Annotated in this window: 23 protein-coding genes; 6 read left to right on the top strand and 17 right to left on the bottom strand. The window is 30.7% G+C overall.

The genetic code is table 11. The annotated features are described in order from the left end of the window. Positions 1-31: 31 nt before the first annotated feature. From JK634_RS15110 to JK634_RS15095, 4 genes are all read right to left on the bottom strand, one after another. Positions 32-1,141 (bottom strand): aldo/keto reductase, encoded by a 1,110-nt coding sequence (locus JK634_RS15110; RefSeq protein ID WP_202768503.1) that lies wholly within the window; start codon positions 1,139-1,141, stop codon positions 32-34. 61 nt (positions 1,142-1,202) lie between these two features. Further along, positions 1,203-1,826, bottom strand: a complete 624-nt coding sequence (locus JK634_RS15105; protein WP_202768502.1) for an MBL fold metallo-hydrolase — start codon at positions 1,824-1,826, stop codon at positions 1,203-1,205. A gap of 25 nt (positions 1,827-1,851) precedes the next feature. Then, on the bottom strand, positions 1,852-2,235 hold the full coding sequence (gene gloA / locus JK634_RS15100; protein ID WP_202768501.1) for a lactoylglutathione lyase: 384 nt from the start codon (positions 2,233-2,235) through the stop codon (positions 1,852-1,854). A gap of 170 nt (positions 2,236-2,405) precedes the next feature. Further along, positions 2,406-3,167 carry an SDR family NAD(P)-dependent oxidoreductase gene (locus JK634_RS15095; RefSeq protein ID WP_202768500.1) on the bottom strand — a complete coding sequence of 254 codons (762 nt, stop codon included), beginning with the start codon at positions 3,165-3,167 and terminating at the stop codon, positions 2,406-2,408. Between the two features lie 128 nt (positions 3,168-3,295). On the opposite strand from JK634_RS15095, the gene JK634_RS15090 reads away from it, so the two are divergent. Next, positions 3,296-3,739 (top strand): MerR family transcriptional regulator, encoded by a 444-nt coding sequence (locus JK634_RS15090; RefSeq protein WP_202768499.1) that lies wholly within the window; start codon positions 3,296-3,298, stop codon positions 3,737-3,739. Positions 3,740-3,926: 187 nt separating this feature from the next. Here the strand turns inward: JK634_RS15090 and JK634_RS15085 are convergent, their stop codons facing one another. The 12 genes from JK634_RS15085 to JK634_RS15030 form a co-directional block, all read right to left on the bottom strand. Then, entirely contained in the window at positions 3,927-4,874 is a 948-nt protein-coding gene (locus tag JK634_RS15085; RefSeq protein ID WP_202768498.1) for a serine O-acetyltransferase, read from the bottom strand. A gap of 122 nt (positions 4,875-4,996) precedes the next feature. Next, on the bottom strand, positions 4,997-5,968 hold the full coding sequence (locus JK634_RS15080; protein WP_202768497.1) for a DUF2087 domain-containing protein: 972 nt from the start codon (positions 5,966-5,968) through the stop codon (positions 4,997-4,999). 123 nt (positions 5,969-6,091) lie between these two features. Beyond that, on the bottom strand, positions 6,092-6,553 hold the full coding sequence (locus JK634_RS15075; protein WP_202768496.1) for a hypothetical protein: 462 nt from the start codon (positions 6,551-6,553) through the stop codon (positions 6,092-6,094). Positions 6,554-6,678: 125 nt separating this feature from the next. Further along, on the bottom strand, positions 6,679-7,155 hold the full coding sequence (locus JK634_RS15070) for an HAD domain-containing protein (RefSeq protein WP_202768495.1): 477 nt from the start codon (positions 7,153-7,155) through the stop codon (positions 6,679-6,681). 19 nt (positions 7,156-7,174) lie between these two features. Continuing rightward, the gene (locus JK634_RS15065) at positions 7,175-7,708 is read right to left on the bottom strand and encodes a MaoC family dehydratase (protein ID WP_202768494.1); all 534 of its coding nucleotides are present in this window, start codon (positions 7,706-7,708) and stop codon (positions 7,175-7,177) included. Between the two features lie 15 nt (positions 7,709-7,723). Further along, complete coding sequence (locus JK634_RS15060) at positions 7,724-7,999, bottom strand: YciI family protein (RefSeq protein WP_202768493.1); 276 nt, start codon at positions 7,997-7,999, stop codon at positions 7,724-7,726. 28 nt (positions 8,000-8,027) lie between these two features. Next, a complete protein-coding gene (locus tag JK634_RS15055; RefSeq protein ID WP_202768492.1) occupies positions 8,028-8,708 on the bottom strand; it encodes an epoxyqueuosine reductase in 681 nt (226 codons plus the stop codon). 45 nt (positions 8,709-8,753) lie between these two features. After that, complete coding sequence (locus tag JK634_RS15050) at positions 8,754-9,221, bottom strand: NUDIX domain-containing protein (RefSeq protein WP_202768491.1); 468 nt, start codon at positions 9,219-9,221, stop codon at positions 8,754-8,756. Positions 9,222-9,239: 18 nt separating this feature from the next. Further along, positions 9,240-9,707, bottom strand: coding sequence for a hypothetical protein (locus JK634_RS15045; protein ID WP_202768490.1), 468 nt, complete (start codon positions 9,705-9,707; stop codon positions 9,240-9,242). A gap of 25 nt (positions 9,708-9,732) precedes the next feature. Next, on the bottom strand, positions 9,733-10,455 hold the full coding sequence (locus JK634_RS15040) for a CPBP family intramembrane glutamic endopeptidase (protein WP_202768489.1): 723 nt from the start codon (positions 10,453-10,455) through the stop codon (positions 9,733-9,735). 80 nt (positions 10,456-10,535) lie between these two features. Continuing rightward, entirely contained in the window at positions 10,536-10,844 is a 309-nt protein-coding gene (locus JK634_RS15035; RefSeq protein ID WP_202768488.1) for a hypothetical protein, read from the bottom strand. A 27-nt stretch (positions 10,845-10,871) separates the two neighbouring features. Next, complete coding sequence (locus JK634_RS15030; protein ID WP_202768487.1) at positions 10,872-11,321, bottom strand: MerR family transcriptional regulator; 450 nt, start codon at positions 11,319-11,321, stop codon at positions 10,872-10,874. Between the two features lie 243 nt (positions 11,322-11,564). Here JK634_RS15030 and thiS point away from each other — a divergent pair, with 243 nt between their 5' ends. The 5 genes from thiS to JK634_RS15005 are packed head-to-tail and all read left to right on the top strand — an operon-like array spanning position 11,565 to position 15,096. After that, entirely contained in the window at positions 11,565-11,759 is a 195-nt protein-coding gene (thiS, locus tag JK634_RS15025; protein ID WP_202768486.1) for a sulfur carrier protein ThiS, read from the top strand. A gap of 3 nt (positions 11,760-11,762) precedes the next feature. Continuing rightward, a complete protein-coding gene (gene thiF / locus JK634_RS15020; protein ID WP_202768485.1) occupies positions 11,763-12,566 on the top strand; it encodes a sulfur carrier protein ThiS adenylyltransferase ThiF in 804 nt (267 codons plus the stop codon). A 14-nt stretch (positions 12,567-12,580) separates the two neighbouring features. Beyond that, on the top strand, positions 12,581-13,348 hold the full coding sequence (locus JK634_RS15015) for a thiazole synthase (protein WP_202768484.1): 768 nt from the start codon (positions 12,581-12,583) through the stop codon (positions 13,346-13,348). A gap of 2 nt (positions 13,349-13,350) precedes the next feature. Next, positions 13,351-14,505 (top strand): 2-iminoacetate synthase ThiH, encoded by a 1,155-nt coding sequence (gene thiH, locus JK634_RS15010; protein WP_202768483.1) that lies wholly within the window; start codon positions 13,351-13,353, stop codon positions 14,503-14,505. A 9-nt stretch (positions 14,506-14,514) separates the two neighbouring features. Next, positions 14,515-15,096 carry a thiamine phosphate synthase gene (locus tag JK634_RS15005; protein ID WP_202768482.1) on the top strand — a complete coding sequence of 194 codons (582 nt, stop codon included), beginning with the start codon at positions 14,515-14,517 and terminating at the stop codon, positions 15,094-15,096. A gap of 22 nt (positions 15,097-15,118) precedes the next feature. On the opposite strand, the gene JK634_RS15000 is transcribed toward JK634_RS15005, so the two are convergent. Beyond that, positions 15,119-16,861 carry a glycoside hydrolase family 13 protein gene (locus tag JK634_RS15000; RefSeq protein ID WP_202768481.1) on the bottom strand — a complete coding sequence of 581 codons (1,743 nt, stop codon included), beginning with the start codon at positions 16,859-16,861 and terminating at the stop codon, positions 15,119-15,121. Positions 16,862-16,896: the final 35 nt, after the last annotated feature.

The following is a 16,896-nucleotide window of genomic DNA, read 5'->3' as shown; positions in this document are numbered from 1 at the left end:
TAAAATATATCATGAGGTTATTACGAAATAGTTATTTTTCAAATGCTCCAGCAACTAATTTTAGTTTTTCTGTAATTAAGATATGTTGTGGACAATGTCTTTCACACGCCTTACATTCAATACATTCTGAAGCCTTTCCTCTTCCATGAGATTGACGATCATAATGCATTGCTGGGAAATTTCTATCTCCATATAAGTGATAGGAATTATATACTGAAAAATATGCAGGTATATTTATTTTCTTAGGACAATCATCTACGCAATATTGACAGTTAGTACATGGAATTGCTATTGATTCATTAATTATATCAACAACTTTTAAGATAATTTCTTTTTCTTCTTCATTAAGAGGCTTAAAGTCTGACATATAAGCAGTATTGTCTTTTAATTGATTAAAACTATTCATTCCGCTTAATACCATCATTACTCCTTCTAAAGAAGCAACATATCTAATTGCCCAAGATGCATAAGACATTTCCTTATTATATGCTTTAAATAATTCTTGAGCTTTTTCTGGGGGATTTGCAAGTCCTCCTCCTTTTATTGGCTCCATAACTATAACTGGCTTGTTATGCTTTCTTGCAACTTCATAGCACTTTCTTGATTGAATACTTTCACTTTCCCAATCAATATAGTTTAATTGTAATTGGACAAACTCCATTTCAGGATGTTTCGTAAGGATTTCATCTAGTAACTCTGCTTTATCGTGAAAAGAGAAACCTATGTGTTTAGCTTTTCCTTCTTCCTTTAACTTTTTCATAAACTCAAAGCCACCAAGCTTTACTGAACTTGCGTAATTCTTTTCTCCAAGATTATGAAGCAAATAATAATCAAAATATTCTACTCCACACCTTTCTAATTGCTCATTAAAAAATCTTTCATAATCTTCAGTCTTAAATACACTGAAAGTAGGCATTTTATCTGCTAGTAAGAAAGCTTCTCTAGGATATCTATCTACTACAGCCTTTTTAAATGCTCCTTCACTTAATCCCTGATGATATGGATAAGCTGTGTCAAAATAAGTAAACCCTTGATTAATAAAATGATCTGCCATTTCATTTACTTGAGCTTGATCAATAGACTTGGGATCATTTTCAACTAAACGAGGTAATCTCATACCTCCAAAACCTAATTTCTTCATAATTACTCCTCCATTTTCCCCTTTGTAACCTTCCCTTTCTCACCTAAAAAGGAAATGTTTCTTAATTCTTTTTCCACTCTAAATAAAATGGATTAGAATTCTTTTCTTCTCCAATAGTACTACTATCAAAATGTCCAGGATGTACCCTAACATTTTCATCTTGAGTTTCTATTAATTTAATTATAGATTTTTTCATTGAAGCAAGATTACCTGTTGGAAATATCCACTTACCCACTCTTCCTTTAAAAAGAGTATCTCCAGTATATAAATCTTCCCCAAATTTATAGCATACACCTCCAACTGTGTGTCCTGGTGTATGGATCACATGAATTTCCTTATCATCAATTTTAAAAATCTTGGATTCATCAATTCGAATTAAATTAATTTTCTCTAAAGAATAACTCATTTTCCTTCCATAGATTTCAAATACCTTATTGTAGTTATTTAATAAGTTCTGATATTCATCCTTATAAACATATACTGGGACATTAAAACAATCCATTGCACTGATATGATCTGCATGCCCATGGGTTAATAATATTCCAAGTACCTCTAAGTTATTATCTTCTACGTATTTAATTATTCTTTCTTTTTCATAACCTGGGTCCACTATATAACACTTATTGTTATATTCTATAAAATAGCAATTAACGTCCTCTTCTCCATGAAGTACTAATTTATTCATAAACTCACCTCATCTATGAGAAATATTATTTATTTCTTATAACTTCAACCTTATATCCATCTGGATCCGTTACAAAATAATAATTTGGGCGGTTTCCTGGAAGTCCTTTTAAATCTGTAACTTCATAGCCTAATGCTTTGTGTTTTTCTCTTTCACCTTCTAAGTCATCTACTCCAATTGCTGTATGACTAAAACCATTACCAATTTCATAAGGCTTCTCTTGATCATAGTTATAAGTTAACTCTATTTCATATCCTCCTTCTTCATTTGAAAGATATACTAAAGTAAATTTATTATTAGGAAAGTCTTTTCTTACTGTTTCAACTAATCCAAGTGCATCTCTATAAAATTTTAGTGATTTTTCTAAATCCTTTACTCTTATGCATGTGTGTAGCATTTTAACTGCCATAATACCACTCCTCTTCTATAATTTTTAAGATTCATTTTAATTATATAAATTAAGGTATCTTATAACAAGTACGCACTTTTAGGAAACTACCTAATAAAAATACCAGAAGTGTGTTCAAAAGAACTAACTTCTGGTATTAAGTATTTAAATGGTAAAGTATAATTTTTTATTTATATTACTGTACCAGATGCTTCAATACGTTGACCCGTAACCCACCCCATTTCATCTGTACATAGACTCGCAACAACACCTCCAATATCAGAAGCTTCTCCCATTCTTCCGAGTGCAGTCTGAGACGCAATCATATCTTTCAAACCTGGATTTTTAGCATAAGTATCCCCACTAAATTCTGTATTAACAGCTCCTGGTGCTATAGTATTCGCTCTTATACCTCTTGGTCCAAATTCTTTAGCTAGATATCTAGTGAAAACTTCTACTGCACCTTTTGCCGAAGCATAAAGTCCTGAACCTGGAGATGAAACATGAGTTAACATTGTTGAAGTGTTCAATATTACTCCTTTGTCTGCAATAAGCGGGATTAGTTTCTGTGTCAAAAAGAAAACTCCTTTAAAGTGAGTATTAAATATTTTGTCAAACTCTTCTTCTGTAACTTTTAAAAAAGGAGTATGGTTTGAAATGCCAGCATTATTAATTAAAAAATCAAATTGCTCCTGATTCCATTTTACTTTTAAAACCTTTGATAAATTAGTTATAAAGGAATCAAATGAATATACATCGCTAACATCAAACTGAATAGCTGCGGCTTTACCTCCGTTTGCTTCAATTTCTCTTACAACTTCATCTGCCTTTTCCTTTTGAGTATTATAAGTGATAATTACATCTATTCCTTTTTTCGATAAGGATATTGCAGAATCTCTACCAATTCCACGGCTTCCACCTGTAACTAATGCAATTTTACTGTTTTTGTTCATTAAAAATCTCTCCTTTAGATAATTATTAATCACTTGAATATTAATTTTTTATGATTTATACTCATGTTAATACCTAGAGCTATATCTAGGTCAAGGTTTTTTTAATAATTTTTAAAGGAGATTATAAAATGACTTATTCTATAAAAGATGTTTCAGAAATATTGGGACTTTCTATATATACAATTCGTTTTTATGACAAGGAAGGACTTCTACCATTTGTCTCAAAAAATAAATCAGGCCATAGAGAATTTACTGAATCAGACTTAGGTTTATTTCAGGTAATTTGTTGTTTAAAAAATTCAGGAATGCACATTAAAGAAATTAAGAAATACATTGAATTATGTATGGAAAGTGCCAATAATATAGAATCGCGAAAAAATTTACTTGTTGAACATCGAAAAGAAATTGTTAATCAAATAGCTTCTCTCACTGAAATGCTTAAGGTGGTTGACTTTAAAATTGAAATGTATGAAGCTCCTAACGCCATAGAAATTGTTAATGAACAAAGAAAACAAGCTTGTGCTGAAAAACGTGAGAATGATTTACCTGAAACTATGGTATTAGATCTATAAAAAAGCCCTTCAAGGGCTTCAACTTCAACTAAAAAATTAGACACGTTATTAAATCGCTTCCTTTCAAAGGACTAGGTTACCTTAAAAACTCTTCTAGAACTTAACTGAAACTAAAAACTTAGGCATGCCAGAAAATCGCTTGAACCCGCTATTTTCTAACATGCCTAAGTTAAGTTTCAGTAAAGTTCTAGATAACCCAGTCAAATATAAATTCTTGTTTTAGTTCTTCTGGTTTACTGTTTCTGAATTTTAGTTCAGGATTTTTTACACTTACTCTAGTGTCTGCTGGAACAGATTGTGTAATAAAGGCATTACCCCCAATTACTGAGTTCTTGCCTATTATAGTTTCTCCTCCTAAAATAGTAGCTCCTGAGTAAATAGTTACATTATCTTCAATGGTAGGATGTCTTCTTACTCCTTCTAGCGCTTGACCTCCTCTAGTTGATAAAGCTCCTAAGGTTACACCTTGATATATCTTTACATACTCTCCAATAACACAAGTTTGACCTATAACTACTCCTGTACCATGATCTATAAAGAAATACTTTCCTATTTCAGCTCCTGCATTAATATCAATTCCTGTTTTACCATGTGCATACTCTGTCATGATTCTTGGAATGTATGGTACTGCCAATTTATCTAGTTCATGAGCTATTCTATAAATACTTATAGCAAATACCCCTGGATAAGAGAATATAACTTGCTCTAAATCTCCTGCTGCCGGATCTCCTTCATAAGCTGCTTGAACATCTGTTACTATATATTCTTGAATCATAGGTATTGATTTTATAAATGTCATACATACTTTATTAGTTTTTTCTTCTATTAATTCCTCATCATTTCCATAATCACTTTTATGCTTATACTGTAAAGCTAATTTAACTTGTTTATGCAGTTTTTCTTGAATACTTATTAAAAGATCGCCAATATAGTATTCTATAGTACTATCAGTAAGTCTTTTGCTTTGAAAGAAACCAGGAAATATTAACTGTCTTAGTTCCTGCAATATTTCAATTATCTCACTTCTATTTGGGAGATTAGCTGACTCATAAACTGAAAAAACAGTGTTTTGTCTATAGCTCGTTGCAATTTCTGATATTAAATTAATTAAATTCTTTTCGCAATCCTTATTCATTTTCCCCATCCTTTTATAATAAGGCGATTAATTTCTAGCCCTACTTTTGTCATTTTTTATATTATACTTTAAGTGGTGTAAATTTACCACCATCATATCATATTATCCTCTGGATATACTTATTACCTAGAATATAATTTCAAAGTCTCACCTTGGCTTTCAATCCACATCTTTAATAATTCTTTTAGATCTGATAGATTTTCTTTATCTGTTGCTCCTTCTCTAGGTTTAAGCTTCTCTATAACTTTAAATTCAAAAGCATTTTCTCCATAAACTCTCCAATCACCTTGTAGCTCCTTACATTTAAATATTCCAAGGTTTAATTGAAACTTCGAGGCTTCAAAAGGCTTATAAAGATTCTTTGATATATCTACAAATGAATATCCAGTTTCCTTGTTATAAATTTGAATTATCCCTTGCTCTACTTCCTGCTCTTTATATTTATTAATTAACTCTTTTCTGCTTACATCTTTCATATTAATTTCCTCACTCTTTTTATAATATCTACTTCCATCTTTATTTCTAATTAAGTATCCATAATCAACTAAATAGCGCCTTATAATTGCGTCATCTTCATAAATTGGTTTAATAATTTTCTTAACTTCAAGTTCTGTATATTCTTTATTTGGTTCAAATAGATCTGCAAATCTAGGTAATAAAGCTTTTCTTTTCTCTTCTTTAACTGGAAAGTTGCGAAGCTTAGGCTGATAAGTAACTACTCTTTCTCCCTCAGCTAAGTCCATAATTGCTAGAAATGCTCTTGCCTGTCTTGCTCGTTCTCTTAAGGCAAATCTCATATTTCTCACAGTTGATTCTGTGCAGGCTAGATTAACTGAAATTTCTTTATCACTATACTTATTAGAAATCATCTGCAAGAGTTCTTTTTGGATATCAGTTAGTCCAGTATATTTCTTTTCCAGTGATAAAAGTCTTTCAATTTGACTTCCATGCTCAATAATATGGCTATTTTTACTTTCATCACTATTACCAATGCCTTCTCCGCATATAAGACAAATAAACTCTCCATTTTTACTATTCCAAACATATCCTCTTTTAAAATCATCTATAGATGCATTACGCACAAACTCATTCATTTTACACCTCATCTATGTTTTTCATAGACATGATAACATTTCATTGTAAATTCGTCAATTATAATAGGGACGTTTATCTGCCATGTGACAAATAAAACGTCCCCTGTTTACAAAATATTAATTCTATATATTTATGCTAATGCACCTATCACTTTTGTTATACATTCCAGCTACAGAATCTTTTGAGCATTCAATTATATAAAACTCTTCTATTCTACCACTCTTTTTTGCTATATTATTAACTCCAATTTTAAAAGTAAAAGGTGTTTTGAATTCTTGGTCACAGTCTTTTTGGCATTTGAATTTAATTGGTATAAATTGTGAACTATTATGTAATCCAAGTTCTTCACCTTTAGTTAATTCACCGACAGAACATCCCCATTTATCTGTATCTACAGAAGGATTAAAACTATCATTTTCACTTATTGAACCTTTAGGTATTGCTATAATAATTTCATTGCAAAAAATTGTTCTTTCACAAGGAAGACTTATATTAAAGGTTAAGGTTCCTGTATTTCCATTTGAACTATTAAAATCTGATGATATATTATAGTTTAGTCTTGTAGCTTCATCTAAGACAACCATCTTTTATACCTCCATTTACTATTACTTTCTTTTACTTTTGTAAATATAGTTCCCTAAATGACTACTTTTTATTTCACCTTTTTATCAAATAAGGGAGCTTTAAATAAAGCTCCCTTAACTCATATTTATTTAATCATTTCTATAACAGTTTTAGCATCCTCTTCTGTAATACCTATTTTCCCATTTATCCTAACTAAATGGGAATTTATTTCTTCATCTTTCATATCTAAATCATCTATCACAACGTATTTGTCTACATCTTCATGCTCATTTAACCATGCCATAATTTCTTTGGCTTTTACATGACTAAATGTTTTTCTAGTTCTTATTTCTTCGTTGCTAAAATCAGGTGTTTTCCCAAATAACTTTATGTCAAATTCACATAAAACTTCATATAAGCTATTAGAAAAATCATCCTGTGGCATCATATTATCATCAAACCATAATTTCCAACCAGAAGACATAACGATAGTAGCTCCTGTTATATCAATAATATTTTTTAAAATACTCACTCTATTTTTATCAATTACTTGATCTTTGTTATTCACAAAAAATTCTTCAGAATTAAGAACACCATCTATATCAAGAAATATAACCTTCATAAATTGTCCCCCCAAGATTTTAACCTATTGTTGCTTCAAAGCATAATTTTCCATCACTAAATCCTTTAATTACATTTTCCTCATGCTTCAAATATACCGGATTACAACCATAAACAGGACTTACGTATTTCACTTCTATCTCATTTGCATTAGTAGTGCTGCAAAGCTCTTTAAGTAGGAATAATCCTTGTACTACTGGATTATCTGTTAGATGAATAGAATTTGTGTCCCCTGTTCTATGGCTAAACTCTGCAATTTCTTCTTTTGAAAAAGTTCTCCATAAGGTTCCTACATCTTGAATAGTTTCTTTTTTAGTTTCTTCCTTAACCTTAACATTCATCATTAAGTAAACTGTTAAGGTCTCTGCAATTTCATCATTTATGTATCCATTGCAGTTTAATATACAAAGTTTACTATTACCTTTAACAACTTCATTTTTGTAAATTTCTTTATCTGACTCTGCCCTAAACTGCTTATATTTAACCTTGGCTATAAAAGCTCCCTCATATACAAAGTCATCTTGTGTTGTAAATGCTTTAAATAAATCTAACATATTATTCTCCTTTTTCTACAGCAAATAATTATTTTCTTCATTTGCCAATTCAATAGTTCTAATTTCAAAAGACTTACATCCAGATTTAATGAATGGATCTGATTTCGCAATTTCTGTTGCTTCTGAAATATTTTCTGCAGAAATTACTACCATTCCCCCAGGATAATCTGTAAATGGTCCACAAAGAATTAACTTTCCTATTCTCTTTAATTCTTTTAAATGATCAACATGCCGCTTAATTAAATCTTCATTTATTGGCTCTATATTACTCATTAAATAAACATAGTACATTCGTTCACACTCCTTACACAAAACAGATTTATTTATTTTCATTAATTTTACCATATAAATTCTCATTCATATATTTCTGTGTCCATGCACAATGAGATAAACATTTTAGGCATGTTACACAGTTGTATACATCAACAATTAAATCTCTGTCTATTCCAACTTCCCATGTTGTGCCGTGTATAACTTTTGCTGGACATATGTCCTTACAAATAGTGCAATCTCCGCACTTTGGCATAACCATTTCAGATTTTTCTATTGGTAGTGGTGCATCTGTCAAAACACTACACATGCATAATGCACTTCCGTACTCATTAGTAACTAGCAAATTATTTTTTCCTATCCACCCTACACCTGCTAAAACTGCAACCTTTTTATGTGGAAGTGGAGTAGTTTTTATTTCACTCTCAAAAAGATCATGCTGGAGTAAATTTCTTTCAGATTGAGAAGAGGCTTTATATCCTTTAGAAACAATAAATTCTTCAGTCCAATCTGCAAGGATATCTGCTCTATGTTCCTTTTCCGAAAACTCAGAATAATCTAGTGTGTTTTCTTTGGATAACTTATAAATATATCTTGGACTTAATACAATTCCTATCAAAATAGCATTATTATATCCCATATTCTCTTTTGGTGTAAGCTTAGATATATCTACTGTCTTAATAAAACTTGCACCAAGGTTTTTTAACTTTGAAGTTAGCTCATGTAACATATATAACACCCCTACTCACTAACTAAATTCCCAAGCTTTACTTTATCAATTACTCAAACCTAAATAAACTATGTCCTCAAACGTACCATCTAGATGTATATATTCTTTAAATAAACTAGGAAAAACACGAAGATCTTTTAATTTTTTTAATGGTATCCATTCAAATCCAAGTGAATTAAAATCTGGATTATCACCTATACAAATATTTTTCATATCCTTTAATGAACACTTAAAGAAATATTCTATCTGGTGTATTCTTTCAATAGCACCACTTTTATCATAATTATCAAAAAAGGCCTCTCTTACACATACCATTTTTTCTATAATTATCTCACTATTAATTTCTTCTTTACACTCTCTACGCAAAGCTGAATGAATATCTTCAAAGGTATTTTGTCCACCACCTACACAAGCATAAAAAATACCCTCTTTATCTTCATATTTACATAAAAGAATCTTACCATCTTCTATAATAATTGCTCTTACAGCATTTCTGATATGATTTCCTTGCATTTTAAACCCTCCCTAATTTCACTTTAATAGATTTAAATATTTAGATAACTTGTCATATCCTTCTCCACTAATTCTAAAGGTTTGTTTTGTATCTTCGTTTTGAACTAGTAGTCCATCTTTATCTATAACTTGAAATCTAACACTTTCCATAAACTCATCTCTAACTTCAGATTGTTTAGGATCTAAATTATATAAGAATATAATTCTATATTTAGGATTTTCAAACTTTTCATCTACAGGTTCTTTGCTATTAAATATGCTAATAATATCACTTACTGCTACTTGCTCTTTTTTAGATTCGAATATTTTAGTATCATTTACCCCAACTGTCATGTTTCCATCTTGTGAATATTTATCAATACTTATATAAATTAGTCTTTCATCTGTTTTGGGCAGTTTCTTTTCAGCTTCTACACTACTACATCCATATCCTACTATAGACAAAGTAAATAAAAGTATACATATTAACCTAATCTTATATTTCATAAGTCCCCCTAAATATTACTAACTATTATAATAATACCATTAAAGCTAGCACATCAGTGAAGTTTGCTAAACAATGTACAAATATCCCTAATTTAAAAGAATCCTTTTTATATACGAAATAAAATAATGGTAAAAAGGCTGCAATTCTCGCAATTATAAGCCACGGTGACCAAAAGTGGTAAACTGCAAATAATATAGTATTTATTAAAATGCTATATTTGCCCATCCATTTCATACGCGCAAGTAGATATCCCCTAAAGTAGAGTTCTTCAGTAATTGGCCCTATTACTGTAAAAAATAAGAAACTAACTACAATTGATATTTTTATAAAGCTCTTTCTAAATAACTCCATTTCCTGATTGTAGTTATACCACTTTGGAATCCAACTAAAAACAGAATCCAATAAGTAATTTGAAAATGGCTTTAAGGCTGTCATAATTATTCCTGCTAGTCCGAGTAGAAATATAGTATAAATTACATACTCTTTAACCTTAAGCTTGCTTTTGAGGCCTAATATGTTGAATATATTAAAACTTCCAGATTCTTTCTTTGATACATAAAATAAACATCCCATCTCTATCGGTATAATAGTAAAACTCCCTGCTACAGCTAATATAATTAATTTAGGATATTCTATTAACACCTCAAACCTTAACAACAAAACATATATAAGACTTAACATCATTCCTGGAAACAAGTGAAGTATTAAAATCTTACCTACGCTTCTTATCTGCTTTTGTCTATTCATAAACTATTCCTCCCATAATTCAATTTCAGCTTTATTCTAAACTATGGGATTGTCCCAAGGTCAATATTAAATATAAACTACTATTCAATCGGAATATAAACTTCTAAGTATGACCTTGCCTTTTCGTGAAAATGTTCTATTAATAACATACCTATAATTCCCTCTCCCTTTACCTTATAATCATTTAAATAAACCCACTCCTTAAACTTCTTAAAAGTATCTTCCATAACATTTTTATAATCTAATCCATCCTCAACAATTGTATATAAACATTTCTCATATTCTAATATATTTCCTTCATTTTCCTCTTTTCCTTCTTCAACTTCCTTAGTAATGAACATTTTACTAGACACTACTCCATCATCATTAAAAGTTATATATCTTTTCATGCTTTTTATAATTGCCTCATCTTCTAGCTAATCCTTATTTTCATGAATAACCTCAAATTCATTAAAGGCCGTGAAGTCTGACATTTCGCCTAATACTTTTATAGGCTTCATTGCTCTAATTGAAAATTTATTTAGATATCTTTCTATGTCATTACATGCTTTTTTAGCCTTATTTATTCTATTAACTATAGCATTTAGCCTATCTACTTCCTTAACTATCTCTTTTCTTTTATCTTCTAAAATTTCTTCTAAGTCTTTAATATCACTTTGATTATGAATTCTTTTTATGCTCTTAAAATCCAAATCCAATGATCTATAAAACTCAATAGATAATATAGAAAGCATCTCTTCTAAGCTATACTGTCTATAATTATTTTCATTATTTTGTGAAGGTTTCAAAACTCCTTTTTCCTCATAGTACCTTAACTTATCTTTTGAAATCCCCATAATATTTGCTACTTGTCCAATTGTGTACATAGCATTCTCCTTACATATGAATTGAACTTTATAAATATGCTTTTATAAATTTTACCATATTTTATAATATAAAAATCAAAATATGATAGCAAATAAGAAATTTACTTTTCTACTTGACCAAATTATTCTAATATAATATAATTTTATCAACAAAAAGAGCACAAAATGGGGTACACCACCGAAAGGGTGTAAGTCTCATTTTTGTGCTTTTTTTTCGGGCAAATTTGGAAAGGAAGTGAAAAAATGAAAGTAAATGGGACTTCAATTTCTTTAGAAAGCAGTAAAAGTTTATTAGATTTTTTAAGTGAACAAAACTATGATGTTACTAAAATTGCTGTTGAACGCAATGGTGATATTGTTCCTAAAGCAGCATACAAAGACACTATGCTTTACGATGAAGATACTGTAGAAGTTGTAAGATTTGTAGGAGGTGGCTGATAAGTGAAGATAACCTTAAACGGAAAAGAAACTGAAGTAAATTTAGAAACAGCCTTTGAAGTGAGAAATAAATTTGGAGATGAAAGTGACATTGTAATATTAAATGGCTTTCAAATAGACAAGGATAATAAGATATCTGAAGATGATATTTTAACTATAATCCGTAAAGGCACTATGCCAAAGGAAGAAGAGCTTGAAAGCATGATGATGGCAAGACATACTCCTCATGTTCATAAAAAATTAAAGCAAGGTAAGGTTGCAATAGCAGGACTCGGGGGACTAGGTTCTAATATATCAATTATGCTTGCAAGAATAGGTGTTGGTCATCTACTATTAGTGGATTTTGATATAGTTGAACCAAGCAATCTAAATCGTCAATGCTATAACATAAGCCATTTAGGACTACCTAAAACTATTGCCCTAAAAAAGCAAATAGAAGAAATTAATCCATTTATCAAAGTAGAAACAATAACTACTAGAGTAACTGAAGATAATGTTGTTGAACTTTTTAGTGGATACGATGTTATCTGTGAAGCTTTTGATAAACCAGATGCCAAAGCAATTCTTGTCAATGTTGGGCTTAGTGAATTACCTAAGGCAAAAATAGTTGCTGCTTCTGGTATGGCTGGATATGAAAGTTCTAATCTAATAAAAACCACAAGACCTATGAAAAATTTATATGTTTGTGGGGATCTAGAAAATGGTTCTGGAATAGGAAGTGGACTTATGGCACCAAGAGTACAAATATGTGCTGGCCATCAAGCAAATATGATACTTAGATTATTAGTTGGAATCGAAGAAATATAGGAAGGACAGATAAAATGAGTGATAAGTTAATAATTGGGGGACATGAATTTCAATCAAGATTTATATTAGGTTCAGGTAAATTTTCACTTGAATTAATAAAAGCTGCTATAGAAAGTGGTGGCGCTGAAATGATAACTTTAGCACTTCGTCGTGCAAATGTTGGTGGAGAAGAAAATATTTTAGATTACATTCCTAAAGGTATTACGCTACTACCTAACACTTCAGGCGCTAGAAATGCTGAGGAAGCTGTTAGAATAGCACGTCTTGCTAGAGAAATTGGATGTGGTAATTTTGTTAAAGTTGAGGTAATACATGATTCAAAATATTTATTACCAGATAACTACGAAACAATAAAAGCTACTGAAATGCTTGCAAAAGAAGGATTCGTTGTAATGCCATATATGTATCCTGACTTAAATGTTGCAAGATCCCTTGTTAATGCAGGTGCAGCAGCAGTAATGCCTTTAGGCTCACCAATTGGAAGTAACAAAGGCCTTTGTACTAAAGAATTTATTCAGATATTAATTAATGAAATAGACTTACCTATAATTGTAGATGCAGGTATTGGTCGTCCATCACAAGCATGTGAAGCTATGGAAATGGGGGCTTCAGCTGTTATGTGTAATACTGCAATTTCATCTGCAAAAGATGTTACTCTTATGGCGAAAGCTTTTAAACAAGCTGTTGAGGCAGGTCGTGAAGCTTATTTAGCTGGCATTGGAAGAGTTTTAGATTTTAAAGGCGAAGCATCAAGTCCTCTAACAGGATTTTTGGAGGATTAATTATGGAAGCTATAAAAGTAGATCATATGAAGTATTTAGATGATATGGAAGCCACTAATTCTGATATTATGGACAAGGTATTAAAACTGGTAAATGAATATAATCATGAAAACTATACAGAAATTGACGTAAAAAAAGCTCTAGCAAAGGATACTCTTTCAATTGAAGATTATGCTGCAATACTCTCTCCTGCTGCTATGCCATTACTTGAAACTATGGCAAGAAAATCAATGGAGGAAACTAAAAAGCATTTTGGTAATTCTGTTTGTCTTTTTACTCCATTATATATTGCAAACTATTGTGAGAACCATTGTGTTTACTGTGGTTTTAACTGCATGAATAAAATTCACCGTGGAATGCTTTCCTTAGAAGAAATAGAGGCTGAACTTAAGGAAATAGCTCTTACTGGTTTACAAGAGATTCTCCTTTTAACTGGTGAATCTAGACATATGTCGGGAGTTCAATACATTGGTGATGCAGTAAAATTAGCTTCTAAATATTTCTCTACAGTTGGTATTGAGATATATCCATTAAATTCTGATGAATATGCTTTTTTACATGAATGTGGGGCGGATTTTGTTTCTGTTTATCAAGAAACCTATAATACTGATAAATATGAGCAGGTTCATTTAAGAGGGCCAAAAAGAATTTTCCCATATCGCTTTAATGCTCAAGAACGTGCAATACTTGGGGGTATGCGTGGTGTTTCCTTCGGAGCATTGCTTGGACTTGATGATTTTAGAAAAGATGCCTTTGCAGCAGGGTTACATGCTTATTTTATACAGCAAAAATATCCTCATGCAGAAGTTTCCTTCTCAACTCCTAGATTAAGACCTTATATAAATAATGCAGATAATAACCCAAATGACGTTCACGAAAAGCAACTTCTACAAGTTATGCTTGCTTATAGATTATTTATGCCTTTTGCAGGTATTACAATTTCTACACGAGAAAGAGCTGGTTTCCGTGATAATGTTATTGGACTTGCAGCTACAAAAATATCAGCTGGGGTTAAGGTTGGTGTTGGTGGTCATAGTGAAGAAGAAAAAGGTGATGAGCAGTTTGAAATCTCTGATCCCAGAAGTGTAAATGAAGTGCATGAAATGATTCTTACTAAAGGCCTTCAACCTGTTTATACAGATTATATAAGAGTTTAGGTAGCGATTATGCTAATTTGTATAACTAATAAAAAACTTTGTAAAGATGACTTCTTAAACAGAATAAATCTCTTAGCAAAAGGAAATCCCTATGGAATAATGTTAAGAGAAAAAGACTTAACCCTATTTGAATATGAGGCTTTGGCTATAAAAGTAAAAGAGATTTGTGATATTAATAAAGTTTCTCTTATTATAAATCAAAATATAGATGTGGCCTTAAAGCTTAATATTCCTAATATTCAACTATCTATGAGTAACTTAAGATTATATAAAGATAAGCTTTCTAAATTTACTAACATAGGAGCTTCTATACATTCTGTAGAGGAAGTAACAGAAGCTCAAGAATTAGGGGCCACTTACTTAATTGCAGGTCATATATTCCTTACAGATTGTAAAAAGGGAGTTCCTGAGAAAGGCCTTTCATTTTTAGAAGAAGTTTGTAATGAAGCGAACATTCCAGTATTTGCAATAGGTGGAATAACTGACGATAAGTTAGGAACTGTTAAAAATGCAGGGGCAACTGGAGTATGTGTTATGAGCGAATCTATGACTTGTACAGATCCAAATAATTTTATTAAGAGATTCTCTTAATATACAGAAAAGGTATGTTTGCTTAATTCGCAAACATACCTTCTTTTTTCCAAACCTTAAATTCCATTGAATCTAAAATTAGAGTTTTACTTAAGTCCACTACTCCATCTTTTAATAAATCCTTAGCCATTATATCTAACCCAAGGTTTACATAATATTTCTTATAATTATTATTAACAGCTACTATTACCTTTTCCCCATTAAAGTTTCTTTCAAATATCAGTACATTTTCTTTGCAATACAATACCTTATAATCTCCATACACTAAGGATAAATTATCTTTTCTTATTTTAATTAAACTTTTATACCAATTAAAAAGTTCAAGGTTCTGTTTATCCTTTTCCCATATCATACATTTTCTTGATTCTGGATCTTCTCCCCCAGTAAGTCCTATTTCATCACCATAATAAATATATGGAACACCTATATAGCTAAATTGGAATCCAATTGCTAGCTTCATCCTCTCAATATTATCTTCACATTCAGTTAAAAATCTTTGAGTATCATGACTTCCAATCAAATTCCACAGTTGTCTTGTAATTCCCTCCATATATATGGTGCTATTTTGTCCTAGAATCTCATTAAACTGTTCTACTGTTATAGATCTTCTTGCAAAGAAATCAATCAAAGCTCCTTTAAAAGGATAATTCATTATTCCATCCATTTGATCACCCTTTAAGAAAGATGTTGCCTCATGCATTATTTCTCCAATAATTATGCTGTCATTCTTACATTCCTTAACTCTCTCCTTAAAGCTTCTCCAAAAATTATGATCTACTTCATCACACACATCGAGTCTCCAACCATCTATTCCTACTTCTTTTACCCAAAATTCCCCTACCTTAAGTAAGTACTCCTTTACTTCTTTATTACTGGTATTTAGCTTAGGCATTGACTTAATATGGTTTGAAAAGGAATAATAATTAACCTTCTTTTGATCTACAGGATAGCTATCTATAAAATACCAATCCTTATATTTTGATTTTTCACCATTTTTAAGTATATCCTTAAATGCAAAAAAGTCGTCTCCAGAATGATTAAAAACACAATCAAAAACTATTCTTATTCCTCTTTTATGACATTCTCTAACCAATGCTTTTCCCTCTTCAAGTGTTCCAAATTGAGGATCAATATTATAATAATCATTTACATCATATTTATGATTGGAGGAAGATTTAAATATTGGAGTTAAATATATTAAATCCACCCCTAAATCATTTAAGTAATCCAATTTGCTTATAATACCCTTTATATCCCCCCCAAACATTGATTTAGGAGTTACAGAGGTTCCCCACCTTAATGTATTCTTTGGATCATTGTCTTTATTTCCATTAAAAAATCTATCTACAAAGATTTGATAAACTACAGATTCCTGAAGCCAGCTTACTTCTTTATACAAATCCCCTTCTGCTATATAAGGATATTGAAAAGCTGTCGCTTCATCCTTTGGTATCTTATAATTTCTTAAGCCTCTTTCATCTAGATAATAAATATTATTTCCCTTATCAACTAGCTTGAAAAAGTATCTATATCTATTTCTTTCTACAGATATATCAGCTTTATAAAAATCAAATAATTCTGTGGTTCTATCTATTTGCATTCTCTCTATTAAAAATTCATCTTTCCAATCATATCTATCCTTATAGCATAAAATGCATTCTTTTATATCACCATTTGCAGTTCTTAGAACAACTCTTAAGGTGTTTAAATTCTTTCCATAAGCATATGGTGTATCTGTTATATGATAAATCGCATGTTTATTCAATGTATATTCCTCCTACTTTTCTATGATAATTATTT

It is taken from the genome of Clostridium paridis (assembly GCF_016765615.1).
Lineage (GTDB): Bacteria > Bacillota > Clostridia > Clostridiales > Clostridiaceae > Clostridium_T > Clostridium_T paridis.
Note: the sequence above shows the minus strand (reverse complement) of the source record. Positions and strands in the feature narration are given on the sequence as shown.